At 57.5% G+C, this 24600-nt stretch carries 20 protein-coding genes and 2 tRNA genes; 14 read left to right on the forward strand and 8 right to left on the reverse strand.

Features of this window, described 5'->3' with window-relative positions; all coding sequences use genetic code 11:
• Window positions 1–144: 144 nt before the first annotated feature.
• Together rraA and ppsA are read right to left on the reverse strand one after the other, a co-directional pair.
• Window positions 145–624: a ribonuclease E activity regulator RraA gene (gene rraA / locus ABIE59_RS01785; RefSeq protein WP_354443707.1), complete on the reverse strand. Its 480-nt coding sequence runs from the start codon at window positions 622–624 to the stop codon at window positions 145–147.
• 50 nt (window positions 625–674) lie between these two features.
• On the reverse strand, window positions 675–3047 hold the full coding sequence (gene ppsA / locus ABIE59_RS01790) for a phosphoenolpyruvate synthase (RefSeq protein ID WP_354443709.1): 2373 nt from the start codon (window positions 3045–3047) through the stop codon (window positions 675–677).
• Between the two features lie 132 nt (window positions 3048–3179).
• On the opposite strand from ppsA, the gene ppsR reads away from it, so the two are divergent.
• Window positions 3180–3995, forward strand: a complete 816-nt coding sequence (gene ppsR, locus ABIE59_RS01795; protein ID WP_354443711.1) for a posphoenolpyruvate synthetase regulatory kinase/phosphorylase PpsR — start codon at window positions 3180–3182, stop codon at window positions 3993–3995.
• A 102-nt stretch (window positions 3996–4097) separates the two neighbouring features.
• Here ppsR and ABIE59_RS01800 read toward each other — a convergent pair whose 3' ends face one another.
• A complete protein-coding gene (locus tag ABIE59_RS01800) occupies window positions 4098–7022 on the reverse strand; it encodes an insulinase family protein (RefSeq protein WP_354443713.1) in 2925 nt (974 codons plus the stop codon).
• Between the two features lie 100 nt (window positions 7023–7122).
• On the opposite strand from ABIE59_RS01800, the gene ABIE59_RS01805 reads away from it, so the two are divergent.
• The 3 genes from ABIE59_RS01805 (at window position 7123) to ABIE59_RS01815 (ending at window position 10155) form a co-directional block, all read left to right on the forward strand.
• On the forward strand, window positions 7123–7578 hold the full coding sequence (locus tag ABIE59_RS01805; protein WP_354443715.1) for a hypothetical protein: 456 nt from the start codon (window positions 7123–7125) through the stop codon (window positions 7576–7578).
• A gap of 114 nt (window positions 7579–7692) precedes the next feature.
• On the forward strand, window positions 7693–9006 hold the full coding sequence (locus ABIE59_RS01810) for a PEGA domain-containing protein (protein WP_354443717.1): 1314 nt from the start codon (window positions 7693–7695) through the stop codon (window positions 9004–9006).
• Window positions 9007–9057: 51 nt separating this feature from the next.
• Window positions 9058–10155 (forward strand): response regulator, encoded by a 1098-nt coding sequence (locus ABIE59_RS01815; protein WP_354443718.1) that lies wholly within the window; start codon window positions 9058–9060, stop codon window positions 10153–10155.
• On the opposite strand, the gene ABIE59_RS01820 is transcribed toward ABIE59_RS01815, so the two are convergent.
• The gene (locus ABIE59_RS01820; protein ID WP_354443719.1) at window positions 10138–10680 is read right to left on the reverse strand and encodes a nucleotidyltransferase family protein; all 543 of its coding nucleotides are present in this window, start codon (window positions 10678–10680) and stop codon (window positions 10138–10140) included. The two genes, ABIE59_RS01815 and ABIE59_RS01820, sit on opposite strands and share 18 nt — an antisense overlap.
• Window positions 10681–10865: 185 nt before the next feature.
• On the opposite strand from ABIE59_RS01820, the gene ABIE59_RS01825 reads away from it, so the two are divergent.
• The gene (locus ABIE59_RS01825) at window positions 10866–11720 is read left to right on the forward strand and encodes a 6-carboxytetrahydropterin synthase (RefSeq protein WP_354443720.1); all 855 of its coding nucleotides are present in this window, start codon (window positions 10866–10868) and stop codon (window positions 11718–11720) included.
• 295 nt (window positions 11721–12015) lie between these two features.
• Here ABIE59_RS01825 and ABIE59_RS01830 read toward each other — a convergent pair.
• The 3 genes from ABIE59_RS01830 to gltX all read right to left on the reverse strand — a co-directional run bounded on the left by ABIE59_RS01830 (window position 12016) and on the right by gltX (window position 13772).
• Window positions 12016–12091 (reverse strand) — tRNA-Glu (locus ABIE59_RS01830).
• A gap of 7 nt (window positions 12092–12098) precedes the next feature.
• Window positions 12099–12174: transfer RNA gene (locus ABIE59_RS01835), tRNA-Ala, on the reverse strand.
• Between the two features lie 116 nt (window positions 12175–12290).
• The gene (gltX, locus tag ABIE59_RS01840; RefSeq protein WP_354443722.1) at window positions 12291–13772 is read right to left on the reverse strand and encodes a glutamate--tRNA ligase; all 1482 of its coding nucleotides are present in this window, start codon (window positions 13770–13772) and stop codon (window positions 12291–12293) included.
• A 144-nt stretch (window positions 13773–13916) separates the two neighbouring features.
• On the opposite strand from gltX, the gene ABIE59_RS01845 reads away from it, so the two are divergent.
• From ABIE59_RS01845 to ABIE59_RS01860, 4 genes are all read left to right on the forward strand, one after another.
• A complete protein-coding gene (locus ABIE59_RS01845; RefSeq protein ID WP_354443724.1) occupies window positions 13917–14849 on the forward strand; it encodes a zinc ABC transporter substrate-binding protein in 933 nt (310 codons plus the stop codon).
• A gap of 244 nt (window positions 14850–15093) precedes the next feature.
• Window positions 15094–15342: a helix-turn-helix domain-containing protein gene (locus ABIE59_RS01850; protein WP_354443726.1), complete on the forward strand. Its 249-nt coding sequence runs from the start codon at window positions 15094–15096 to the stop codon at window positions 15340–15342.
• Window position 15343: 1 nt separating this feature from the next.
• The gene (locus ABIE59_RS01855) at window positions 15344–16639 is read left to right on the forward strand and encodes a type II toxin-antitoxin system HipA family toxin (RefSeq protein ID WP_354443728.1); all 1296 of its coding nucleotides are present in this window, start codon (window positions 15344–15346) and stop codon (window positions 16637–16639) included.
• Window positions 16640–16675: 36 nt separating this feature from the next.
• Window positions 16676–17848: a trans-sulfuration enzyme family protein gene (locus ABIE59_RS01860; RefSeq protein ID WP_354443730.1), complete on the forward strand. Its 1173-nt coding sequence runs from the start codon at window positions 16676–16678 to the stop codon at window positions 17846–17848.
• Between the two features lie 82 nt (window positions 17849–17930).
• Here ABIE59_RS01860 and ABIE59_RS01865 read toward each other — a convergent pair whose 3' ends face one another.
• Window positions 17931–18908, reverse strand: coding sequence for an AraC family transcriptional regulator (locus tag ABIE59_RS01865; RefSeq protein WP_354443732.1), 978 nt, complete (start codon window positions 18906–18908; stop codon window positions 17931–17933).
• Between the two features lie 195 nt (window positions 18909–19103).
• On the opposite strand from ABIE59_RS01865, the gene ABIE59_RS01870 reads away from it, so the two are divergent.
• The 5 genes from ABIE59_RS01870 to ABIE59_RS01890 all read left to right on the forward strand — a co-directional run bounded on the left by ABIE59_RS01870 (window position 19104) and on the right by ABIE59_RS01890 (window position 24568).
• Entirely contained in the window at window positions 19104–19982 is an 879-nt protein-coding gene (locus tag ABIE59_RS01870; RefSeq protein WP_354443734.1) for a fatty acid desaturase family protein, read from the forward strand.
• 115 nt (window positions 19983–20097) lie between these two features.
• The gene (locus ABIE59_RS01875; protein ID WP_354443736.1) at window positions 20098–20475 is read left to right on the forward strand and encodes a hypothetical protein; all 378 of its coding nucleotides are present in this window, start codon (window positions 20098–20100) and stop codon (window positions 20473–20475) included.
• Window positions 20476–20549: 74 nt separating this feature from the next.
• A complete protein-coding gene (gene secD / locus ABIE59_RS01880; RefSeq protein WP_354443738.1) occupies window positions 20550–22856 on the forward strand; it encodes a protein translocase subunit SecD in 2307 nt (768 codons plus the stop codon).
• Between the two features lie 142 nt (window positions 22857–22998).
• On the forward strand, window positions 22999–23313 hold the full coding sequence (locus ABIE59_RS01885; protein ID WP_354443740.1) for a helix-turn-helix domain-containing protein: 315 nt from the start codon (window positions 22999–23001) through the stop codon (window positions 23311–23313).
• Entirely contained in the window at window positions 23306–24568 is a 1263-nt protein-coding gene (locus ABIE59_RS01890; RefSeq protein ID WP_354443742.1) for a type II toxin-antitoxin system HipA family toxin, read from the forward strand. The genes ABIE59_RS01885 and ABIE59_RS01890 overlap by 8 nt, the downstream gene beginning before the upstream one ends.
• The last annotated feature ends 32 nt before the right edge of the window (window positions 24569–24600 follow it).

Below are 24600 nucleotides of genomic sequence, written 5' to 3' on the forward strand. Positions count from 1 at the left end.
ACGCCCTTGCCATTCGGATTGTCTTCCCCTCAGTCGGGGTGACTCCGCCCTCTTTCAGGCGGACGGGTTTGCCGGCTTCGCCGGGCAAACAAAAAACGGCGGCCCAATGGCCGCCGTTTTTCGTTAATCCGGCTTCACCCCGCGTCAGACGAGGGGTTTCTCGGATACGATAATGCCGTTGTTATCGGCATAAACGTAGTGACCCGGGTGGAAGGTTACACCGTGGAAGGTAACCGGAATGTTGAGGTCACCAATACCGCGTTTTTCAGTCTTGCGGGGAACAGTGCCCAACGCCTGCACACCCAGGTGAGTTTCGCCTATCTCGTCCACATCCCGGATGCAGCCATAGATAATCAGCCCGGCCCAGCCATTCTCTGCGGCTTTCTCAGCCAGCATGTCGCCCAGCAACGCATTACGCTTGGATGCGCCGCCATCGACTACCATCACCCGGCCATTGCCCGGCAAGCCAACCTGTTCCTTGACCACCGAGTTGTCCTCAAAGCATTTCACGGTAACGATTTCGCCGCCAAACTGGCGCACACCACCGTAATTGTTGAAGCCAGGTTCAACCACCTGGACTTCCGGAAACTCGTCGCACAGATCTGGCGTAATGATCTTGCTCACCTTGCTACTCTCCTTTTTCGAAATGTTGGCCTTTTCCGAAATATTCGCGCTCAGTCAATCTTCTCGTCGGCCAGGAAGAACCAGGTATCCAGCACGGAATCCGGGTTCAGGGATACCGTATCGATCCCCTCATCCATCAGCCATTTTGCCAGGTCCGGATGATCAGACGGGCCCTGACCACAGATGCCAATGTACTTTCCGGCCTTTTTGCAGGCCTGAATGGCGTTGGACAGCAGCGCCTTGACGGCGTCGTTCCGCTCGTCAAACAGATGGGCAATGATGCCGGAGTCCCGATCCAGGCCCAGAGTCAGCTGAGTCAGATCATTGGAGCCGATGGAGAAACCGTCAAAGTGTTCCAGGAACTGCTCCGCCAGAATCGCGTTGGCCGGCAGCTCACACATCATGATGACCCGCAAGCCATTGTCTCCACGCTTGAGGCCATTCTCCGCCAGCAGGTTGACCACCTGTTCCGCCTCACCAACAGTGCGCACGAACGGCACCATCACCTCAACGTTGGTCAGGCCCATCTCGTTACGGACTTTCTTGAGCGCCCGGCATTCCAGCTCGAAACAGTCGCGGAAGGTTTCGGAGATATAACGGGATGCGCCACGGAAGCCCAGCATCGGGTTCTCTTCGTCCGGCTCATAGAGAGTTCCGCCAATCAGATTGGCGTACTCGTTGGATTTGAAGTCAGACAACCGCACAATCACTTTCTTCGGTGCAAAGGCTGCGGCCAGGGTCGAAATACCTTCAACCAGCTTGTCGACGTAGAAATCCACCGGGGAGGCGTAGCCGGCAATACGTTTGTCGACCGTCTGTTTGATATCCCGCGGCAGTCCGTCATAGTTCAACAGCGCTTTCGGGTGAACGCCGATCATCCGGTTGATAATGAATTCCAGGCGAGCCAGACCAACACCCTCGTTGGGCAGCGCCTGGAAGTCGAAGGCGCGGTCCGGATTGCCCACGTTCATCATGATCTTGAACGGAATATTCGGCATCGAATCCACGGTGTTTTCCCGCAGTTCGAAGTCCAGGGCACCTTCGTAAATCATGCCGGTGTCGCCTTCGGCACAGGATACGGTCACATCCTGGCCATCCTTAAGCAATTCGGTGGCGTCACCACAACCCACAACCGCGGGAATACCTAGCTCACGAGCAATGATTGCAGCGTGGCAGGTACGGCCGCCACGGTCGGTGACGATGGCGGAAGCACGCTTCATCACCGGTTCCCAGTCCGGGTCAGTCATGTCGGTAACCAGCACATCACCGGGCTGAACCCGGTCCATTTCGTTAATGCTGGTGATGATCTTGACCGGACCACTGCCGATCTTGTGGCCGATGCTTCGGCCTTCTACCAATACCTTGCCGGTTTCTTTCAGCAGATAGCGTTCCATCACGTTGGCAGAAGCGCGGCTCTTGACCGTTTCCGGACGGGCCTGAACGATGTAAATCTTGCCGTCGTCACCGTCTTTGGCCCACTCGATATCCATTGGACGCTGGTAGTGCTTCTCGATAATCATGGCCTGCTTGGCCAGCTCTTCCACTTCGGCGTCTGTAATGGAAAAACGGTTACGGTCTTCCTGCTCGACCTTGACGGTTTCCACAAACTGGCCTTCTCCCGGCTCGGAATGGTAAACCATCTTGATGGCCTTGCTGCCCAGGTTACGACGCAGCACGGCCGGGCGACCAGCCTCTAGTGTGGGCTTGTGCACGTAAAACTCATCAGGGTTAACCGCGCCCTGCACGACTGTCTCGCCCAGGCCGTAGGACGACGTGATGAATACCACATCACGGAAGCCGGATTCGGTGTCCAGAGTAAACATCACACCACTGGAAGCGGTTTCACTGCGAACCATCTTCTGGATACCCGCAGACAGCGCCACCAGCTTGTGATCAAATCCGTGGTGAACACGGTAAGAAATCGCCCGGTCGTTAAACAGGGAAGCAAACACCTCTTTTACCGAGGTGCGAACCTGTTGCAGACCGGACACATTCAGGAAGGTTTCCTGCTGGCCGGCAAATGAGGCGTCAGGCAAGTCTTCTGCAGTAGCAGAAGAGCGAACGGCAACGGCCATGTCTTCGTTACCATTCTGGAGTTTCGCAAAGGCCTCTTTCAGGGCATTATCCAGACTATCGGGGAACGGAGTATCAACCACCCATTGACGAATCTGCGCGCCCACCCGGGCGAGTTCGTTGACGTCGTTAATGTCGAGGGCATCGAGCGCCTGGTCAATTTTGTCTTTCAGGCCATCGGTGGCCAGAAACTCGCGGTAAGCGTATGCAGTGGTGGCAAAACCGCCGGGAACGGTAACGCCTGCATTGGCGAGATTACTGATCATTTCACCGAGGGAAGCGTTCTTGCCTCCAACCCGGTCAACATCGGACATTCCCAGGTGGTCAAACCAGATGATGTAATCTTCCAAAGCACGTCTCCCTTGAGTCTGTGGTGCGCGGAGTCTCGAATCTGGCGTGTATGATACTGTAACCTGCAGAAATTACCTAGGGAGCTGCGGAACAACTCCCGGCAATCAGCCAAAATCAAACCGGATACAGCCATGAAAAGAACCGCTTTTTTTATTTCGGACGGCACAGGCCTGACGGCAGAAGCACTCGGCCATGCACTGCTAGCCCAGTTCGAGAAAATCGATTTCGAACGTATAACCGTGCCCTATATTGATGATGAAGAAAAGGCTCATGACCTGGTCAAACGCATCAACAAGGCAGCAGAGGTGGACGGTGCCGCGCCCCTGGTTCTGGACACCATCGTCAACAGCAGTATCCGGGAAATCATCAGCACTGCCGATGGCTTCATGATCGACATTTTTGGCACTTTCCTTAGCCCGCTGGAGCAGGAACTTAACTCATCGTCGTCTTACACTGTGGGCAAATCCCACGCCATCAATAACGCCGGTAGTTATGAGCGCCGGATCAACGCGGTGAACTTTGCCCTGGATAACGACGATGGCGCCCGCACCCGGCACTACAACGAGGCGGATCTGATTCTGGTGGGCGCCTCCCGAAGCGGCAAGACGCCAACGTGCCTATACCTTGCCCTGCAATATGGCATCAAGGCGGCAAACTACCCCATCACTGAAGAAGATCTGGAGGATCAGAAGCTGCCTGCGGCGCTGCGCCCTCACAAAGAAAAAATCTTCGGGCTCACCATCGAGCCGGAACGACTGGCGACCATCCGGAATGAACGTCGACCGAACTCTCGCTACTCCTCAATCCAGCAGTGCATGCACGAAATCGAGGAAATTGAACTGATGTACAAGCGGGAGCGCATTCCCTATCTGAACACCACGGCCTATTCGGTCGAGGAGATTTCAACCCGGATCATGGTCACCACCGGTCTCAAGCGGCACCGGTAGCAGCGACCAGCCCAGGCTTTTACCGACAAAGAAAACGGGCCAGGAATCAGATTTCCTGGCCCGTTCTCAGTTCAGCAACATGCCTGCGGTCAAACCGCTGGTTCAGAGTTCCTGAATCGCCATACCCAAACCCTCAACCACTGCTCGGTTGTCGGGGTTTGTCACCACCGCCACACTGGCGTTTTCGGGCACCAGCCAGGTGTCGGCCACCCGTTGCAACTCGCCCAGTGTCACCGCCAGCACTCGCTCCCGGAACCGGGCCCGCTGCTCTGGCGTGCGACCAAACAGCTTGTTATGAAACGCATGGCGAGCCGCCCCAGCCGGCGACCTTGGCCTATCCAGCTGACCGATAACGCCAAGGATGGCCTCTTCAAGGGCCTGGGCATCGTGGTTTTCCGTACGCAGCCAGTTCAAAGCGCCGTCGAAGTCATCCAGGGTGTCCGCCAGCCTTGGGTCACGGTACGAAAAGAAACGGAACACACCGTTTACGCTGTCCTGACCGGCGCCGCCGCCATAGGCGCCACCCTTTTCCCGGATAGCCCTGTGCAGGTAGCCATTGCGTAAAAAGCCGCCCAGAACCGTCAGCGCAGCGGCATCCGGATGATCCACCGCAACCGTACTGTAGGCTTTGGCGCAGAAATTCACCTGGGTTGAAGTCAGCCAGGCTTCTCGGGTGCTGTAACTGACCGGTGCCATGGCCCAGGCATCGCCCGCCTGGCCGGCATCGCCCTGCCAGCAGGATTTGAGGTCATCCAGCATGGGCGCCAACTGGCCATCTTCGCCAATCAGCAGGAATTGCCGGTGCTGGTTACGGATTTTACCGTGCAGCGCCGTCAGGCTGGCACAAAATTCAGCCAGGGCTTTGTCGTCCTTCAGGGATTTATCCAGCTCCTTGGTGCCACGAATACCGGCCAGACCGCCCAGGCGGAAAGTCAACCAGGACCCCGCGCTCAGCCCCTGCGCAGCAGCACCCATAGCCAGGGCGTGCCCACTGCCGGTCACCGCCTGCTCACGGCGCGCCCTTACCTGGGCAATGATCTCGCGGATGCGCTCCTGCTCATCAAACCGGACACCGGTGTACACATCTTTCAACAGGTTGGTCAGCGCCTTGCTGTTGCGGGCAAGGGCCTTGCCGCTGAAAATCAGGTAGCCGGATACGTCCTGCACATCGTCGATGCGGCCCTTGGCACTGAACGAGGCGCCAATGCCGCCGGATTCCGCAGAAATACGGTCCTGCATCTGCAGGTAGTCCAGATCACCACAACCCACCTCGGAAATCAGCGTCGTGTAGTAAGGTAACAGCAACAGTTCCTGTTCAGACAACGCAGGTACTGGCACCACAACCTGCTGGTACACGAGGCCATTCGTACCCCGGGAGTAGACGGTTGCGCCAAGCGCGGCATCGTAACTGCCTTCCGGCTCCGGCATCTGCAGGGGCACGTCATCCAGCCCGACTTTCGGCAGTATGGAATCGTCGTCTTTGCGCAGCTGGCGCTGCTCCAGCGCCTGGGCACGCTCCACAATAGCTGTCACTTCGTCTTCGGTCAGGCTGGCTTTGCGGCGCGCCAGAGCCTCCCGAATGGCCTGCTGGTGATGGCCCTCCAGCTTTTCATCCGGGCGCAGAGTAAGGGTCACGCGGTGTGGGTTGTCCAGCAGCTTGCGGCGAATCAATCCGGGTACGTAATCCGGGTCTTTGATTTTCTCCCGCAGGCTGGCCAGCACAGGCTCGAGATCCAGAAGCTCCACCGGATCACCACCGTGCACCATCGGCGCAATGGCGCTCATGATCAGTTGCAGGCCATAGGGGAAACTGTCCCCGGCAATTTCCCGCTGGTGCAGTTCAAGCTGGTGGAGAATGGCTTCCAGCCGTTCCTGACTGACGCCCTCGTCCACCACCTTCTGTAGGGTGGCTTCAACCAGGGCTTCCAGTTGTGCCCGGCTTTCCGGCTCGCTGCCTTCGATACCGCACACAAAGGTCATTTCCCGATTGGAATCTTCCAGGCCACACATGGGTGACGGCGAATGGCCAATATCGGTGGTTTCCAGAGCCCGCATCAGCGGCGAGGCACTGTTTTCCAGCAACACGGCAGACAGCAACTGGCCTTCCAGGTTTTCCTGCAGGTCAAAGCTGTGGCCAAGCAACCAGCCCATCACAATATGGGTCTTGTTCTCGGTGCCTTCACCGTCATTAACCGCATAGCCCTGCTCTACACGCAGAGGCGCAAACATTCGTTTCTCGTCACGGACCGGCAGTTCCACATCCAGGCGATCAAACCGCTTGAGCGCCAACTCCTCAAACTTCTCGTGGTGCTCCCGGGCCGGAATATTGCCGTAGGTGGCGAAGATGGCGTTGCTCGGGTGGTAATGATGTTTGTAGAACTTCACCAGGTCATCGTAAGTCAGATCAACAATATGATCCGGCTCACCACCACTGTTGTAGTGGTAGGTGGTGGTCGGGAACAGGTGGCTGGTCAGGTTCTGCCACAACTGGGAGGTGGGCGCACTCATGGCCCCTTTCATCTCGTTGTAGACCACGCCCCGGTAAACCAGGTCGCTTGAGGGATCATCCGGCTTGTCAAATTCCAGACGATGGCCCTCCTGGGCGAAATCCAGAGGGTCCAGCTTGGAGAAAAACACTGAATCCAGGTATACGGACAGCAGATTGTCGAAATCCTTGCGATTCATGCTGGCGAACGGATAAGCAGTCCAGTCACTGCTGGTAAAAGCGTTCATAAAAGTGTTGAGCGAACGCCGGATCATCATGAAGAACGGATCGCGGACCGGGTATCGCTCGCTGCCACACAGCGCCGTATGCTCCAGAATATGGGCCACGCCGGTGGAATCCATCGGAAACGTCCGCAGAGCCACGAAAAAAACGTTCTCGTCGTTGTCTGCCGCCAGGTGTAGGTGGCGGGCGCCGGTTTTCTTATGGCGGTATTCTTCAACCTCAAGGTTCAGCGTGTTGATCCGGTGACTGCGAAGTTTTTCGAAGGCCGGATGAATTGCGTTATCGGTCGCTGCAGCCATTAAGACAATCCTGTTTATTGAACAATTGGAGAATTACAGGGTAACACGTAGTATCAGATATGATGCACGGAACGGACTCAACAAGGTAGCCTGCCGAACTATGACAGACCGCACCCACAAGCATATTGATGCCCCGGAAGTCGCCGCCTGGTGGACAGAACGACGCCAGTATCTGGAACGAATCCGCAAGGTTCCGGAAATAAGACAGCGCTTCTGGCGAGAAGTTGCCATTTACCTGCTGCGCCGCCTGCTATGGTCGTACGGCTTTTTTCCCATCTTTATCGCTTTTTGGCTGCCATTCGTTCTGTCCAGTTTTAATCCGGTGGTGATGGCGTCCGACATGATCCCCCTACTGCAGGGGTTTGTGAATTCCAACCCTGAACAGCAGGCCACTACCATCAGTACCTTGACCATTGCCTGGCTGTCGATCGGATCCTTCTTTCTGGTGTTCGATTTCGTGCTGACACCGTTCCGGTCACCGTATCAATACGAAGCCGATGTATACATGAAGTCCTGGGAACAGCTCAATCATGACCAGCTTCCGGACAAAATGTGATTTGGCCAGCATTCTGACCAACTTCAGACACTTTCTGTTACATAACGTTGCAGACAGTGGTTAAGATGAAACCATAACAAAGCATCCGGAAAGTTTGGATCACGAGGTTTTGTCATGGTCGATTTCAGACCACTACTGTTCGTAAACGCCCTTGCGTTAATGCTCCTGGTTACCGCCGGCTTTGCTTCGGTCAGAAAAGACGTGCCCGAGGTAATCGTTCCCAACGTGGCTGAAACCATCGTCGCAGCGGCGGAACCGGTTCTGGCACCAGAGCCATCGCAAGAACCTGCTGCAACAGAATCCAGACAACCCGAGCAACCCGTTGCCGATACCGCCAGCGCGACTCCCTTTACCCTACCACCTATGCCGGAAAAGCCGGAGATGGTTGCCATGGCAGAGCCGGTATCAGCCATCAGCACCCGGCTGGACACCCCACAGGCTGAACGCCCGGTTCAGCAACCGGCTCCGGAGCAGGCGAAGAAGCCGCTGCCCCCGAGTACTGGCAAACTGGTCCTGCGCTCCAACGTCGTGGGCGACCAGGTCACGATCAACGGCAAGACTTACGGCGCCACCAGGCTCGACCTGGAACTGGAGCCTGGCCGCTATGATGTGACCATCGAAAAGCCCGGTTACCAGCCCTGGACCAATACCGTTGCCCTGACCGCCGGCCAGGAGCTAACGCTGGTAGGCCGCCTTGAGGCCTATACCACGGTTAATTACCGCAATGGCGAATGGGTTGGTGATGTCCGTACCGGAGATGGCACCTGGCAGGATGATTCCGGCCTAAGTTATGAAGGCCACTTTGTGGACGGCAAGTTTCACGGCACCGGAAAGGCCTGGTACCCCGATGGCAGCCGTTACGAGGGCGACTGGAACAATGGCGAGCGCCATGGTGAGGGCCAATGGCGCAGCGCTGATGGCTCAGCCTACACCGGTCAGTTCGAACGGGATCAGTTCCACGGCAAAGGCACACTGACCCTGAACAACGGCGACATACTCACCGGCAACTGGAGCCGCGGTCGTATGGATGGCCATGGGTCGCTTACCACAGCAGACGGTATGCTTTACGTTGGAGGCTTCCGCAACGACGAATTCCATGGTCAAGGCGCCCTGACCTACCCGGATGGCCGCTCCTATGAGGGCGAGTTCTCCAACGGCGAATTCCACGGCAAGGGCTCGGAAGTGTTTGCCGACGGCAAAAAATACGATGGTCAGTACATGGAAGGCAGGTTCCATGGACGGGGCATGCTGCGGAACCCCAACGGCAGCTCCATCGAAGCCACCTTCCGCCATGGTGAACCCTATGGACAGGTGCGACTGACCACTGCGGCCGGCGAAATCTTTACCGCCCGCACCACTGAACCCGGTGTGTGTTACAGGGACAAGAGTTATCGGGCAACGCAATGCCCGCAACTGGAAGGCTGGTAACCACCCGGTCGCAGTAAACACGTGTTTGCAGTAACAGGTTGAGGTAGTGACATGGCAATCAAAAACGCTCTGCTGGTGGACGACTCTAAAGTAGCGAGATTTGCGCTCAGCAAATTGCTTGAAGGTCGGGACATGGAAGTAAACATGGCGGGCTCTGCCGAGGAAGCTCTGGACTTCCTGAAAAGCCATGATCGCCCGGACGTGATCTTTATGGACCACCTGATGCCTGGCATGAACGGTGTTGAGGCTACCAAAGCCATCAAGGGAAACCCCGACACCGCCGGCATCCCCATCATCATGTGCACCTCCAAGAAGTCCTCCTCGTTTATGGAGGAGGCTCGCAATTTCGGGGTGTATAACATATTGACCAAACCCCCGCAGACTGATGGCCTCAGCCTGGTTCTGGAACAGCTGGCCAGCGACGTGGAACAGGGGACACTTCCACCGTCTATTACCACCGCAAACGACGCCAAGTTGCCAGACACCGAAGACGAGCTGCTGAACATACCAACAAATGCGTCTGTAGAGATGTCACCGAAAGGCGATATCAGCATTAACGGGCGCACCAGCCCGAACGTGGTGCCACTGACCAGCGACCTGATTGAACAGATTGCCCGCTCTGCTGTAAAAACCCACATCAACAACCGGCTACACGAGCTGCTCAGCGACCTGTTTGACGAGCAGTTTGACCACCTGAAAAGAGCGCTGGACGAAAACCGCAGCAAACAGGATGCGGCCATTGAAGAGAGGCTGAACGAGCTCACCAAGCTGCTGGATGACCGTACCCGCAATCTTCGGGATGACGTTGCCGCCGAGGTCAACCTTAGCCTCAGCCAGGAACTTGCGCGGCTGAAGAAAGAATTGTCAAAGAACGCCGGCTTTACCGCCGAGCACATGGCGGAGCTTAAAGACCATATCACCAGCGTTCAGACCATCGACACCGAGTTCTGGCAAACCCTGCAGTCTGAGGCCATTCAGCAAGCCCACGAGATCTCCCGTGAAACCGCCGAAGACATTGCCCAGCGCACCATTGACCTCTACGTCTCACAACAGCGGTCTGCCAACTCCCGCATTTATACCCTGGGGCTGGCGGTTAGCCTGGGCATATTCACTGTCGGCATCGCCTGGCTGTCAGGCCTGTTCGGTTAACAATCGCTTTACTGCTTGCCAGGTTTCAGGGGTGTCAACGTCCTGTTGCACCCCGGCAATATCAATGGCCCGGGCACCGGCGCGATTGAGTAGCCGCCCCGCCCCGGCATCCCCCTCCAGAGCCATCACCTCCGGCCACAGCGACCGCGGTATCCAGGCGGGCACACCCACCCTCTGCCCATAGTTAGCCGCCCATACCAGCCCCGGTTTCGCGCGGGCGCGCTCGGCCAGTTGGCGCAATCCCTCGGGTGCCAGCAATGGCTGATCTCCCAACAGCACAAACACGCCCAGGGCTTGTGGCCCCAGCGATTGAATACCGGCACCCAGAGAGCCGGATAGCCCCTGGGCCCAATCCGGATGGTAAACCCAGGCAACAGGCTGCCGGCCACAGCGGTAACGAATCAGCGGGTAGCCACAACCGACCACTACCCTGACCTGGCGGGACAAATGCCCGGCCTGACAAATCGCTCTGGCCAACAGCGTTTCCCCGCCTGGCAAAATCAGTAGCTGTTTCCTGCGCCCCATACGGGACGCACGACCAGCCGCCAGCACCAATGCCGGAAACTGCGGATCGAGAGCGGCGCTGTCGCGGGTTATGATAAACGTCTCCTTTTATCTGCGGGAATCCGGAGAGAACCGCGGTAAACTGCTGAATCACGCGATTTTTGCTAGAATTCCGCCACCATGCAACCAAATCAGCCGGACCACCCATGAACCACCTGTTTGTCGACAACCTCACCGTGATTGACTTTGCCTACCTGGACCCGGCCCGGGGCCTTGTGGGTGAAAGCTGGATTACGGACGTGGTGCTGGGCGGAGAACTGGACGATCAGGGCATGGTGTTCGATTTCAGCCTGGTAAAACGTACCATCAAGCGGGTTATTGATGAACGAGTCGATCACCGGCTGGTGATCCCGCGCGGCTACGAAGGGCTGCACTGGAACGAAGAAGCGCCAGACACCTTCATCTGGGAGCTAACCGATGGCAGCCACATAGAACACCGCTCACCGGACGAAGCCGTGGTGTGGCTGTCTTCCGACCGGGTAGTGCCGTCTGCCGTGGCAGCTCTGCTGGAGAAAGAACTGAAAGCCGTTCTGCCTGGCAACGTCACGTCGGTTGAGATCAACCTGCGGGAAGATGTGATTGAGGGCGCTTACTACCACTACGTACACGGCCTGAAGAAGCACCTGGGTAACTGCCAGCGTATTGCCCACGGCCACCGATCCCCCATCCGAATAGATCGCAACGGCCACCGGGACTACGAGCTGGAAAACCGCTGGGCCAAGTTATGGAAAGATATCTACGTAGGCACTGAAGAAGACGTGACCCGGCGCTTTGTTGGCGAAGACGGCGTCGCCTATATCACCTTCGAATACGAAGCCAACCAGGGCGAATTCGCCCTCACCCTGCCGGAAAGCCGCGTGTATATGCTCGACACCGACACCACCGTGGAGCTCATCGCTGCTCATATTGCGGATACGCTGAAGTCGGAGTTTCCGGAGGACGAGATTCGGGTGAAGGCCTACGAGGGGGTTGGTAAGGGCGCGATTGCCAAAAGGGTCTGACCTAGGGGTCTGTCCCCGCATGGGGACTGACCCACTTTTGCCCGTCTGGAGCAACGCATAAGAACCCATGGGTTTTCAGGGTCTGTCCCCCTGGGGACTGACCCTTTTTATGGCACCAAACCTGAAGACCCCACCCTTCTGCCGGCGGAGGTCTGGTTTTCCCATGGGCTCTGATTTGGTGCAATAGACGGGCAAAAGTGGGTCAGTCCCCGTTCGGGGACAGACCCGCACAAAAAAAACCGCCCGAAGGCGGTTTTTTTGTGGCTTTCCGGTGGACTAAACCGTCAAGCCGAATTGGCGTCCCCTAGGGGGTTCGAACCCCTGTTGCCGCCGTGAAAGGGCGGAGTCCTAGGCCACTAGACGAAGGGGACTAGAAATTGGTGGAGCCAAGCGGGATCGAACCGCTGACCTCAACACTGCCAGTGTTGCGCTCTCCCAGCTGAGCTATGGCCCCTCAACGGATGCGTATATTAAGGATCCGCCCTTGGGGCGTCAACACCCGATCCCGCTTTTTTTAAAGTTTTTTGAACATCCCTGTTCATGCCGTTCAATTAACCAACAAACCGCTCATCAAATACCCAGAGCGGCGTATTCCTTCTCCACTTTCTTCGTTTCTTTCTTGGAAAAGCCGCCCATCACGTCCAGGGCGTGGCGCAAACGGGAACGGGTCATGTCCGGGCCAAGCAAAGCCATGGAGTCCATCACGGACCAGGAATTGGGTGTCCCGGCAATGGCCACGAATATGGAGAACATGAAATCCCCCATCTTCAGGTCCATAGCCTTGGCCAACGCCTTGATGTCGGCAAAGATGGTGTCCTTGCCCCAGTGGCGTTGGGCTTCCAGCTTCCAAAGGGCAAACTGCAGCACCCGTTTAATCTGGCCCTCATCCAGTTTGTTATGGGCAAAGTCTTCCGGCTTCAGGTTCAACATACCACTGAACATGAACTGTGCCATGGGGGCCACATCGGAAAACACCTCTGCCCTGCCCTTGATATGCGGCACCAACGACTGCAGATCATCGCGGTTGAACCACCACTGATGCATGCGCTCCATGAACTGCTCATCGCTCAGCTCGTCGCGAATCCACTGGCCATTCAACCAGCGCAGCTTCTCCACATCAAACACCGGACCGCCGAGGGACACACGCTGGATGTCGAAGTTCTCAATCATCTCATCCAGGGTGAATTTCTCGCGCTCGTCCGGCATGGACCAGCCCATACGGCCCAGATAGTTGGTGACCGCCTCCGGTAAAAAGCCCATGCGCTCATAGAAGTTGATGCTGGTGGGGTTCTTGCGCTTGGACAGCTTGCTCTTGTCCGGGTTACGCAGCAGCGGCAGGTGGCAAAGCTCCGGCATGTCCCAGCCAAAATACTGGTACAACAACTTGTGCTTGGGCGCGGAGTTGATCCACTCCTCGCCGCGCAACACATGGGTAATGCCCATCAGGTGGTCATCCACCACGTTCGCCAGGTGATAAGTGGGCATACCATCGGATTTCAGAAGAATCTGGCAATCCACCTGGGCCCAGTCGATCTCGATGGTGCCCCGCAGCATATCCTGGATCTCGCACACGCCTTCATCCGGCACTTTCATGCGAATGACGTAGGGGTCGCCAGCGTCCAGTCGACGCTTCACTTCTTCCTGGGGCAGTTCCAGGTCACCTTTGATGCCCGGGTTCAGGCCCTGGGCCTTGCGCTCTTCGCGAATCGCATCCAGCTCATCCGGTGTGCGGAAGCAGTAGAAAGCATGGCCGGCCGTGACCAGATCTTCCGCATACTGACCGTACATGTGCTTACGCTCAGACTGGCGATAAGGACCGTGGGGGCCGCCAACATCGGGGCCCTCATCCCAGTTCAGGCCCAGCCAGCGCAATGCCTTGAGAATATCCTGCTCGGATTCTGCCGTGCTGCGGGCCTGGTCGGTATCTTCAATGCGCAGAATGAATTGACCACCGTGCTGGCGAGCAAAGCACAGATTAAACAGCGCCACGTAGGCGGTACCAACGTGTGGGTCACCGGTGGGCGACGGGGCAATTCGGGTGCGTACAGTCATGAAACCATCCTGAAAATAACTGACCAGTGAATAAAGCCGGCATTATAACGGCCATGGCTGGTTTTCGCATGATCCGGTTTTGCACCGCGCACTTAAAGTGTAATATTATAACGTATCGAAAAATCATCAGGATAATCGTCCATCATGCACATCAAAGCGTCTTACCTCGCCCTCGGGCTGAGCGCCCTGGCTGCCTCGGCCCCGGTCGCAGCAGCCAACATTGTCACCTCCATCAAACCACTGGAACTGATCGTTAAGGCGGTCGCCGGCGACGACGCCAAGGTAACAACCCTGGTCCCGGCGGGCTCCAGCCCCCACAACTACTCCATGAAGCCATCCCAGCGCCGGGCTCTGGAACAGGCCGATGTGATCTTCTGGGTAGGGCCGGAGATGGAAACCTTCCTGAACCGACTGCTGAGCGGCCGGGAATTCCAGGACCGGGCCATGGCATTTATGGAAGGACCTGAAATCGATCAGAAAGATAACCATCACGACCACCACGACGATCATGGCCACCAGGAAGATGCCCACGCCCATCACCACCATCACGACCATGGCGACGGCGAAGACCCCCACATCTGGATAGATCCTGCATTGGCCCTGGAGATGGCAAAAGGCGTTCGCACCAGGCTCGCCACTCTGGACGGTATGAGTGCAGAACAGCTTGATGCCAACCTGGCGCGCTTTGAAGAAAGCCTGGCCACGGCTGAGCAGGACATTCGCGCTCGACTCAGCGGCGCACAGAATGTCAGCCTGTTCACCTACCACAACGCCTTCACCCGCTATGCGGAGCACTACGACCTGACCCTGGACGGCGTACTGACTCTGAACCCGGAACTGTCTCCCGGTGCCCGACACATCGCCGAAGTTCAGCGCAAGCTGCAGCAAGCCAACCAGCCATGCCTGCTCACAGAGCCCCAGTTCAACAGACAGTGGTGGCGTTCCATCACCGAAGGCCTGGATGTCACCTTCAGCACCTGGGACCCACTGGCCACCAACATCGAAAGCAATGCGGAGGGCTACATCAACTTCCAGTACAGCATCGCCGACGCCGTTACCAACTGCCTTCCAGAATAACCCCACCTGACTCAGGGCCCGGTCATCCGTATAAACCGGCCGGGCCTCAATTGCACGTTGCTCTTTTCAGGCACAGCGAAGAGCTGGTCAGCCTGCTTCGCAACTGGACCGTGGGTGAACTGGCCACCATCTCCCACTCCAATTTTTGGGGTCAGACCCCGAAAATATTATCCGCCACAGCTGATAAATAGACTTTATCCCCTACACGGTATATATTTAAGAAAATCCGCTTAAGGGGATAGGCGTGAGAATCACATCACCGGCAATGCTGGCTCAGGCATTAAAAAACATCAGGAAGGAACGTCAGCTCAGCCAGAGCGTGGTTGCAGATAGCGTTGGCCTTAAGCAGGCCACCATTTCCGGTTTCGAGAACCAACCGGAAGGATCCCGGGTTGAAACCTTGTTCAAGCTGCTTACGGCGCTTGATCTGGAACTGCACCTGAGCGAGCGTAACTCAGAAAAACCCGAGGCTGGCTGGGACCAGGAGTGGTGAGATGTCACAGCTGCTGGTAGCGCTCAACGGAATTGAGGTTGGCGTTCTTGAAAAGGCCCGATCAGGCGCGATGACTTTTCGTTACCTTAAAGAGTGGGTCAGCCGGCAAGGCGCGCGGGCCATCTCGTTATCCCTACCGCTCACACTCGCATCCTATAAGGGCGAGAAGGTCTATAACTTCTTCGATAACCTGCTGCCGGATTCCGATACCCTTCGCGCCCGCATGCAAGCTCGCTTTCGCATTGTCAGCAGTCACCCCTTCGACCTACTCGCCAGCGTTGGCAGGGACTGCGTTGGAGCGATCCAGCTTTACTCCAGCGGAATGTCGCTTCCCGACGTTACACAGACCAAGGCCCGGCCACTCTCCAACCAGGACATCGACAATCTTCTGGACGGCTACCAGGATGCGCCGCTGGGCATGGCCAGAGATCACGACTTCCGCCTTTCTCTGGCTGGCGCACAGGAGAAAACGGCATTACTGTGGCACCAGAATCAATGGCAACTTCCTCTGGGGTCGACGCCCACTAGCCATATATTCAAACTGCCCATTGGTTTTCTTGAACACAGCAACATTGATCTGCGCGAAAGCAGCGAGAACGAATGGCTCTGCCTTCAGATTCTGAAAGCCTTCGGCCTGCCAGCTGCCAACGCAGACCTTGCGCACTTCGGCCGCCAAAACATCCTGGTTGTTGAACGTTTTGACCGAAGATGGTCGCGTGATGGCTCCTGGTTGATGCGTTTGCCACAGGAAGACTTCTGCCAGGCGCTGGGCATTGCACCCGCGCTGAAATATGAAAGCGATGGCGGGCCAGGCCTTCGGCAATGCATGAAGCTGCTTGAGGGCTCGCAGAATTCCAGCCAGGATAGGGACACATTCTTCAAAACTCAGTTGGTGTTCTGGCTTCTAGCAGCCATTGATGGCCATGCCAAGAATTTCAGCCTGTTCCTTGAGCCCGGATCGGCTTATCGGATGACGCCACTGTACGATGTAATTTCAGCCTATCCGCTGATGCATCAGGGAAGCTTGGCACCCGCACGCGCCAAAATGGCCATGTCTCTAAAGGGCCACAATCGCCATTATCACTGGGCGAGGATGCTTCCCCGGCATTTTCTCTCAACAGCCAAGGCCATCGGCTTTTCGCAGACGCGAGCCACAGCCATAATGGAAGAGACAGTGGCTCAAACTGAAGCCGTCATCGAAACCGTCAACGCACGGCTGCCCGATGGATTTCCCGCTAAAGTGGCTGACCCGATCCTCACCGGCCTCCGGGCACAAGCTCAAAAACTAGAAGCCTAAGCTCCTCAACAAATTGCCCCATCAACAGGAATGCCCATGACCAAACCAGAGAACCAAGGCCCCGCCACCCGCATCATTCACAACCGTCGCCACCAGGATGCGTTCGGCAGTCCTTACTCACCGGTGTACAACACCACCACCTACCGGTTTGAGAACACGGAAGCACTGCTGGATGTGATTGAAAGGCGCACCGAGGGTAATTTGTACACCCGCTGGGGCACCAACCCCAGCATCAATGAGCTGGAACAGGGGCTTGCAGGGTTGGAGCAGGCGGAAGCAGCGCTGGCGTTTGCCTCCGGCATGGCGGCCATATCCGCCACGCTACTCACCCATGGCCGTAACGGCATTGTCTGCGTAGGTGATCTGTACGGTGGCACCCAGGAGCTGCTGAAAAACCACTGCATGGCGCTGGGCATTGATGTGCAATTCCTGTTCAGGGAAGAGCTCGCACAGCTGGAAAGCCGGCTGGATGTGCCGGGCAAGCTGGTGTACTTCGAGACACCCGCCAACCCGAACCTGGCGATTCTGGACATTCGGGCGATCGCCGACATCGCTCACCGCCGCGGTGCCCTGGTGGCGGTGGACAACACCTTCGCTAGCCCCATTAACCAGAACCCGATCAGCCTTGGGGCCGACCTGGTGCTCCATAGCGCCACCAAGTACCTGGGCGGCCACAGCGACCTGACCGCCGGAGCATTGATGACCACCGGGGCACTGGCCAAGCCCGTCGCAGCCTGGCGCAAGAACCTGGGGCAACTGCTGTCGCCGGAAACCGCCGCCCTGCTCTCTCGCAGCTTGCGCACCCTGCCAGTGAGAATCCGCCAGCATAACGAAAATGCCATGGCCGTTGCCGAAGCCATGGAACAACACCCAAGAATCACCAAGGTGTTCTACCCAGGCCTACCCTCGTTCGACGGACACGAACTGGCCAAACAACAAATGACCGGCTTCGGTGGCATGCTCAGTATCGAAGTGGAGGGCGGCCAGCAAGCCGCAGCAGCGGTTGCCGACAACCTTCGGGTGTTCCTCCTGGCCACCAGCCTTGGCGGGGTAGAAAGCCTGGTCAGCCAACCCAGCGCCACCAGCCATCACAGCCTGAGCCGGGAAGAACGCCTGAAACGCGGCATCGGCGATGGCATGCTGCGCCTGTCCGTCGGCCTGGAAGACGCCCAGGACCTGATCGCAGACCTCCACCAGGCCCTGAAGTAAACTTTGGGGTCAGACCCCAGGACATTGACCCCAGGACATTTGAAGGGGCGAAATGTCTTGGGGTCTGACCCCAAAGATTGATTCAGTCCTGCGTTGGTGACGAAGTTCTGCGGTATTCGCCGGGGGAGCAATGCATCCAGCGGCGGAAGGCTCGGGTGAAGCTGGCGGTGTCGGTATAGCCGAGGTGAATGGCGAGTTCGTCCAGCTTCATGGCGCTGTTCTTCAGCAGCTGCAACGCCAGTTGGCGGCGTTCTTCTTCCAATAGCTTGCGGAAACTGGTGCCCTCCTGGTCCAGCTTGCGCCGAAGACTGCGGGGAGAGAGCGCCAATGTTCCTGCCACCTCATCCAGCGATGCCACCAACCCCAGCGGCCCGAGTAACTGCTGTCGCACTTGTCCGGCAAAGCCGCCTGTTTGTCGCCGCTCAAGTTGTTGTCGGCATTGATGGTCCAGCACTTGCACCAGGTGTGGGTCGAAGGTGGGCAGTGGACGATCGGCATCCGCCCGCCGAATAACCAGTGCGTTGCGCGGCCGATTAAACGTCAGCCTCACGCCGCTCAGCTCCTCGAAGCAGGAGGCATAGGGCAGTGGCTCGCCTTTCAGTTCGATCGCCTGCACGTCAAAGCCTGCCAGGCTCAGCTCTTTGAACAGGTTAAGGCCCGTGGCCAGATCCCGCTCCAGCAGAAACTGGCGCAAATGACGGGGAATGTCATCGGGATCAAACGCAACGCCGAAGTCATCGCCTTCCACAAAGGTTTGCAGTTTGCAGTAGGCGGTACTGAGCGGCAGATACCGCAGGGCTAATGCGGTGGCATCGCGCAGAGTCCGGCTGGTGCGCAGCGCAAAGCCCCAGATTCCAAAGGTCGACACGCTGTATTGCAGCCCCATACGAAACCCCAAAGCCGGCATGTCTGGCAGTGCTAGAATCAGGTTCTCGATCAGCCGCATTTCCTGGGCGCGGGTAATCAAGCCATCAGCCGCCTGCAAGTCCTCCTCTGCAATACCGGTACCCAGCAAACAGGTCTCGCGATCCACTCCTTGCCTGACAGCAAAGTTGATCATGACCTGACTGATGGTAACTGGGTGCAAAAGGGTATCGGAGTTTGACATAGCTCGGGAGTATGCCCCGCCCCCGCAAGCCGGACAAGCGCACAAGGTGCCAAGGCCGTTTATGCCTGTTGATTGGCCAAAGCTGCCCTGTCTGTAATGGTGCGAGGCGCTTACCGTGGGCAGTGTCGGAACAAACCGGAGAACCCGATGACCGAAGACCTGACCACCCTGAACAAACAAGCAATCGCGGCTGCCAAAAGGCACATGGGCAAGGTAGCCTGGCCCACCGTGGCACTGACCGTTGCCACCGTCGTCTCCTTTGCCTTCACCCTGGCATTGTTCACGGCCGGAATGCTACCCGTCTGGGCTGCCACGCTGCTGATCGGAGCGCTGACGTATTTCTCCTACACCCCGCTTCATGAAGCCGTTCACAACAACATTCACGGTGAAAACGACCAGCTAACCTGGCTCAACCATCTGTGTGGTTATCTGGTTGCGCCGCTGATTGCCGTACCCTATCAGTCACACCGGCTGGAGCATTTCACCCATCACCGCTACACCAACCAGCCGGATAAAGACCCGGATTTCGTCATCAGCGGCATGGGCAAGGGGCCTTTCAGTGCCCTGCTGACGGTGCTCAGGTTCCTGTGGGTACAGAACACCTTCTTCGCCCGACAACATTGGGGCAGCGCATCCCAAAGGGAAAAAGCCATCTACTGTGGAGAGCTGTTTGTATCCATCGGTTGGCGAATCGTATTTCTGTCGCTGGTGAGCCAGAGCGGCGCAGTGGTGGTTGTCTTGCTCGGGTATTTGATTGGCGGCGCCTTTACCGCCTACTGGTTCGCCTATCGGCCGCACCTGCCCTACAGAGAGCCAAAGCGCTACCGCAACACCAACAGCCTGATCATGCCCGCTTATATGAAACCGCTGGAGTGGTTCTGGCTCGGGCAGAATCTGCACTCGATCCACCACCTGTTTCCGAGAGTGCCGTTTTACCGGTACCACGCGCTGCACCGCGAGATCGAACCGGTCCTGCGGGCCCATGGCACCCCGATCATCGGCATCTTCAACCGCCGCCCGCAGTAATTTTTGGGGTCAGACCCCAGAACATTTGAAGGGGTGAAATGTCTTGGGGTCTGACCCCATCTTGAATCCCGGAGGCCTTGCCCCAATAATGCAGGGATATTCCGGGAACATTTCCATGAACAGAACCCTCGCAATGCAGTTACCGCCCTGGCGCCAGATGGTGTCCGGATTTGCTGTGGCTGTGTTTGCGCTGGTTCTTCTGTGTTCCATCACCCAGGCGCACGCCCAGCCGAGCCCGGCAGGCAAGGTTGTGGTCAATCACCTGGACCATCTGGTGGTTGCCAGCCACAACCCGGCGTTGGCGGTGGCAGAAACCGGCTCAGCGGAAGACGAGCCGTTCCTCGATAGCCCGGAGCAACTGGCCAGGCTTCTTGATGCAGTGCTCTGGTCGCAATCGCGCGCTCCGGTGCCTGCGGTCGATCACCGCGTAGAGCGCGCCGCCTCTCTCACCGATTTCACCACGCCGCCCCTGCGGGCACCGCCCATCGCGTAATCCCCTGCACTGAACATCACACAGACCGGCCGTAGCGCCCGTCTGGACACGACTCTGTTTATCAAGGATTGCCGATGAAATCATTACGTTCACGGGCCATCGTGTATGGCTTGGTGATTGTGCTCGGGCTGCTGAGTGCAATGCCGAATCTGTTGCCGGCCAACCTGGCCGACAAATTCCCGGACTGGTATCTGGAGAACACTTTGTCACTCGGGCTGGACCTGCAAGGTGGCTCCCACCTGCTGCTGGAAGTGGATACCCGCGATATACTCGCCAATAACCCGCACCAGCCCGAAGACGCCCTGATAAAAGACGCCGTCGACCGCAGCCTGGAAGTCGTTCGCCGGCGACTGGATGAAACCGGCCTGGTTGAGCCTGGCATCACCCGGCAGGGAAAAAACCACATTCTGGTGCAGATGCCCGGCGTGGCCGACCCGGCCGAGATCCGTGAGTTGCTGGGAACCACGGCACAGATGAGCTTCCACTGGGTGGCCAAGCCCGGCAATGAACGCCGCACCGCCACTATAACCGTAGCCGACGCCGACGGCACCGCAGATTACGTATTGGAGAAGCAGGTGGCCATGGCGGGCGAGCACATCAGCGACGCCCAACTGGCCTTCAACCCGGACACCAGCGAACCGGTGGTGAACTTCAAACTCGATACCGAGGGCGCCCGGCTGTTCGGCGACATGACCCGCAAGAACATTGGCCGCCCCCTGGCCATCGTAATGGACAACAAGGTACTGACCGCACCGGTTATTCGCGGAGTAATTGCCGGTGGCAGCGGCGAAATCAGCGGTGCCTTCACCACCAAAGACGCCAGCAACCTTGCCCTGATGCTGCGGGCCGGCGCTTTGCCAGCGCCGCTGCACGTAATCGAAGAGCGCACCGTTGGCCCGGATCTGGGCAGCGATGCCATCAAAATGGGTATCAGCACCGGATTGCTGGGCGCCGTGCTGGTGGTTGCCTTCATGCTCGGCATCTATGGCCGCTGGGGTGTCATCGCCTGCTTCGGGCTCGCCATCAACGTTGGCTTGGTGTTCGGCATCCTCAGCCTGCTGGGCGCCACCCTCACCTTGCCCGGCATCGCTGGCATTATTCTGACCATCGGCATGGCGGTGGACGCCAACATCCTGATCAACGAGCGAATACGGGAAGAGTCCCGCCGCGGCAAACCAGCCTGGATGGCCCTGAAGGAGGGCTTTGACCGGGCCTACAGTACCATTCTGGATTCCAACATCACCACACTGATCGCCGTCAGCCTGCTGTTCATGTTTGGCAGCGGCCCGGTGCGAGGATTTGCAGTGACCATTGGCATCGGTTTGCTGACGTCTCTGTTCACAGCGGTCGCGTTCAATCGACTGGTGATGGAATGGTGGATCAAAGGTCACGAAAGACAGCCCCTGGCCATTGGCGGCTTCGCCTCGCTGGACAAATTAGGCGAACGCGGCATCAACTTTATGAAGGGCCGGGTGTTGGGGCTGGCGCTGTCTGCGGTGCTCTCCATAGCTTCCATCGCTCTGTTTGTCTCGCCCGGGCTGAACTACGGCGTCGACTTTACCGGCGGCACTCTGGTGGAAGTGAGCGCACCCTCGGTAAGCGTGGATACACTGCGCGCCACCCTGCACAGCCAGCAACTGGGCGCCGCATCCATTCAGGAAATCGGTAACGCGGGCAACTTTCTGATTCGGCTACCGGTGGACACCGCCACCGCGACGGGCGCGACCCACCCGGTGGAGGCCCTCAAAGCCGCCATCACCAGCGTGCAAGCAGACGCCAGCTTCCCAAAAGTGGACCTGGTTGGCCCAAAAGTAAGCGGCGGCTTCAGCGATGCCACTATCCTGGCCATTCTGCTGGCCGGCGCTGGCATGCTGGCATTCCTGTGGCTACGGTTTGAGTCGCACTTTGCCACCGCCGCTACCCTCACCATCGGGCTGGACCTCGCCAAAACCATCGGCTTCTTTGCCCTGACCGGCGTCGAATTCAACCTCACCGCCGTAGCAGCACTGTTGGCCTTGATCGGCTACTCGGTGAATGACAAAGTGGTGGTATTCGACCGCATTCGGGAGAACCTGCGTCAGCATCCGGATATGCCCATGCTGGACCTGCTCAACGAGAGCATTTCCTCCACCCTCACCCGAACCGTGTTCACCTCCGTGACCACCTTCCTGGCCCTGCTGCCCATGGCCATCGCCGGCGGCGCTGCGGTCTCCAGTTTCGCGCTGCCCATGCTGTTCGGCGTAGTGGTCGGCACCAGTTCATCGGTGTTCATCGCCTCACCGATTCTCTATTACCTGAGCGAACGCAGAACCCAAAAAGGCCTGCCCCAACTGAGACCCACTGCCGAGGAAATGCGCAAAGAACTGGAACTGATCCCCTAAACTTTGGGGTCAGACCCCCGGACATTTCACCCAACGAAATGTCTTGGGGTCTGACCCCAATTTAGTTTGCAACACACCATTAAGAAACTAATATGATTCTTTGAGTCAACAATGAAACTTTTTTGGTGCATAAAAGTAAGCAATGAGCAACCTACACCAGCAATTGAAACAACGCCGCAAAGCACTCGGCCTGCGCCAGCAGGATATGGAAATGCGCATCGGCATGCCTCGCCAGCAGTATCAGCGGCTTGAGTCTGGTGGTAATCCAAGGCTGGAGACACTGGAGCTGGTGGCGAAAGGCCTTAACCTGCGAGTCATGTTGATACCGGAAGACAAAGTTCGCATTATTGAAGAGTTTTTGACCGGACAAACGGACTTAACGGCCACCGCTGAACCGATCAGCGACCACGTGGCAGACAATCCATGGCAAGGACTGCTTGGAGACGAGGATGACTGAAGCACCAAGTGCCAGCGTGCTAGAACTTACCCTGCACGAAACCACTGTTGGCTACCTTACCGGCTTCCGGGATGGCCGAAGTATTCTGACCTTCAGTCCGGAATACCGCGCAACAAGCAGGCGCCCTACCTTTAGCCTGATCACCCACCCCGCATTTCCCAAATCCGATCAGGTAATGGCTTCACCCTGGGTTCGGCGGCAAAGACTACACCCGGTATTGTCCAACCTGCTGCCGGAAGGGGCATTGCGACAGTTTCTGGCCCAGGCATTGAAGGTACACCCAGACAACGAATTCGAGCTCTTCTCCTGGCTCGGGAAAGACTTACCTGGCGCTCTGGTTGCCACGCCTCTGGAGCCGGAGGCTGTCCCTGCCTTTGTGTTGGATCAGGGCGCCAAACCCAGCATCGTAAAGCCCAGAGCGCAAGGTACAAGCAACCGGTTCTCCTTGGCGGGCGTACAGATGAAATTCTCCATGCAGGAACAAGATGGTCGATATCAGGTTGCGGATAGCGGCGCGCTCGGTGATTGGATCATCAAGACGCCCTCCACCACCCACGAACAGGTTCCCCTTAACGAATACACGGCCATGCACATGGCCAAACTGGCAGGCATCGACATTCCTGAAATCCGACTGGTACCAATGGGCCAAGTGGACCAGCTACCACAAATCAACCTGCCGGATGAGCAACACGCGTTCGCCATCAAACGGTTCGACCGGGCCCGTGGCATGCGCATTCACATGGAAGATTTCGCACAGATACTGACTCAATACCCCCACGACAAGTATCAGGGCGGGAACTACCAACAAATTGCACGGATTCTTTACCAGTATTCCGGAGATGGCCTTGCGGATGTACAACAACTGGCGCGGAGACTTCTAGTCAACATCCTGCTCGCCAATGGAGATGCTCACCTCAAGAACTGGAGCCTAGTCTATCCAGACCACTTCACCCCTAGACTCTCTCCAGCCTACGATATCGTAACCACCCGCGTTTACATCGCAGATGAGCATGAATTTGCCCTCAACCTTGCGAAAGCCAAAGACTGGTACAAATCTGATATGGCGCAGTTCCAGAGCTGGGCTGAGAAATCCGGCATTCCCTGGCGAGCCGTTAAGCCACACCTCCAGGACACCCTGGACAAAGCCCGAGACCAATGGCCCAAGGCTCTGAAAGAGCTACCAATGATCCCACGGCACCGGCAGGAACTGACTCAGCACTGGCAAAACCTGCACCCGGATTTCCGGATTATCTGATTTGGGGTCAGACCCCCGAACATTTCACCCAA

The sequence above is a fragment of the Marinobacter sp. MBR-99 genome (genome assembly GCF_040547575.1).
Classification (GTDB): Bacteria; Pseudomonadota; Gammaproteobacteria; order Pseudomonadales; family Oleiphilaceae; genus Marinobacter.

Coding starts and splice junctions, on each gene's coding strand:
- ppsR (WP_354443711.1), top strand. CDS start 3,180: ATGAAAAGAACCGCTTTTTTTATTTCGGACGGCACAGGCCTGACGGCA.
- ABIE59_RS01800 (WP_354443713.1), bottom strand. CDS start 7,022: ATGGCTGCAGCGACCGATAACGCAATTCATCCGGCCTTCGAAAAACTT.
- ABIE59_RS01805 (WP_354443715.1), top strand. CDS start 7,123: ATGACAGACCGCACCCACAAGCATATTGATGCCCCGGAAGTCGCCGCC.
- ABIE59_RS01810 (WP_354443717.1), top strand. CDS start 7,693: ATGGTCGATTTCAGACCACTACTGTTCGTAAACGCCCTTGCGTTAATG.
- ABIE59_RS01815 (WP_354443718.1), top strand. CDS start 9,058: ATGGCAATCAAAAACGCTCTGCTGGTGGACGACTCTAAAGTAGCGAGA.
- ABIE59_RS01820 (WP_354443719.1), bottom strand. CDS start 10,680: ATGGGGCGCAGGAAACAGCTACTGATTTTGCCAGGCGGGGAAACGCTG.
- ABIE59_RS01825 (WP_354443720.1), top strand. CDS start 10,866: ATGAACCACCTGTTTGTCGACAACCTCACCGTGATTGACTTTGCCTAC.
- gltX (WP_354443722.1), bottom strand. CDS start 13,772: ATGACTGTACGCACCCGAATTGCCCCGTCGCCCACCGGTGACCCACAC.
- ABIE59_RS01845 (WP_354443724.1), top strand. CDS start 13,917: ATGCACATCAAAGCGTCTTACCTCGCCCTCGGGCTGAGCGCCCTGGCT.
- ABIE59_RS01855 (WP_354443728.1), top strand. CDS start 15,344: ATGTCACAGCTGCTGGTAGCGCTCAACGGAATTGAGGTTGGCGTTCTT.
- ABIE59_RS01860 (WP_354443730.1), top strand. CDS start 16,676: ATGACCAAACCAGAGAACCAAGGCCCCGCCACCCGCATCATTCACAAC.
- ABIE59_RS01865 (WP_354443732.1), bottom strand. CDS start 18,908: ATGATCAACTTTGCTGTCAGGCAAGGAGTGGATCGCGAGACCTGTTTG.
- ABIE59_RS01870 (WP_354443734.1), top strand. CDS start 19,104: ATGACCGAAGACCTGACCACCCTGAACAAACAAGCAATCGCGGCTGCC.
- ABIE59_RS01875 (WP_354443736.1), top strand. CDS start 20,098: ATGAACAGAACCCTCGCAATGCAGTTACCGCCCTGGCGCCAGATGGTG.
- secD (WP_354443738.1), top strand. CDS start 20,550: ATGAAATCATTACGTTCACGGGCCATCGTGTATGGCTTGGTGATTGTG.
- ABIE59_RS01885 (WP_354443740.1), top strand. CDS start 22,999: ATGAGCAACCTACACCAGCAATTGAAACAACGCCGCAAAGCACTCGGC.
- ABIE59_RS01890 (WP_354443742.1), top strand. CDS start 23,306: ATGACTGAAGCACCAAGTGCCAGCGTGCTAGAACTTACCCTGCACGAA.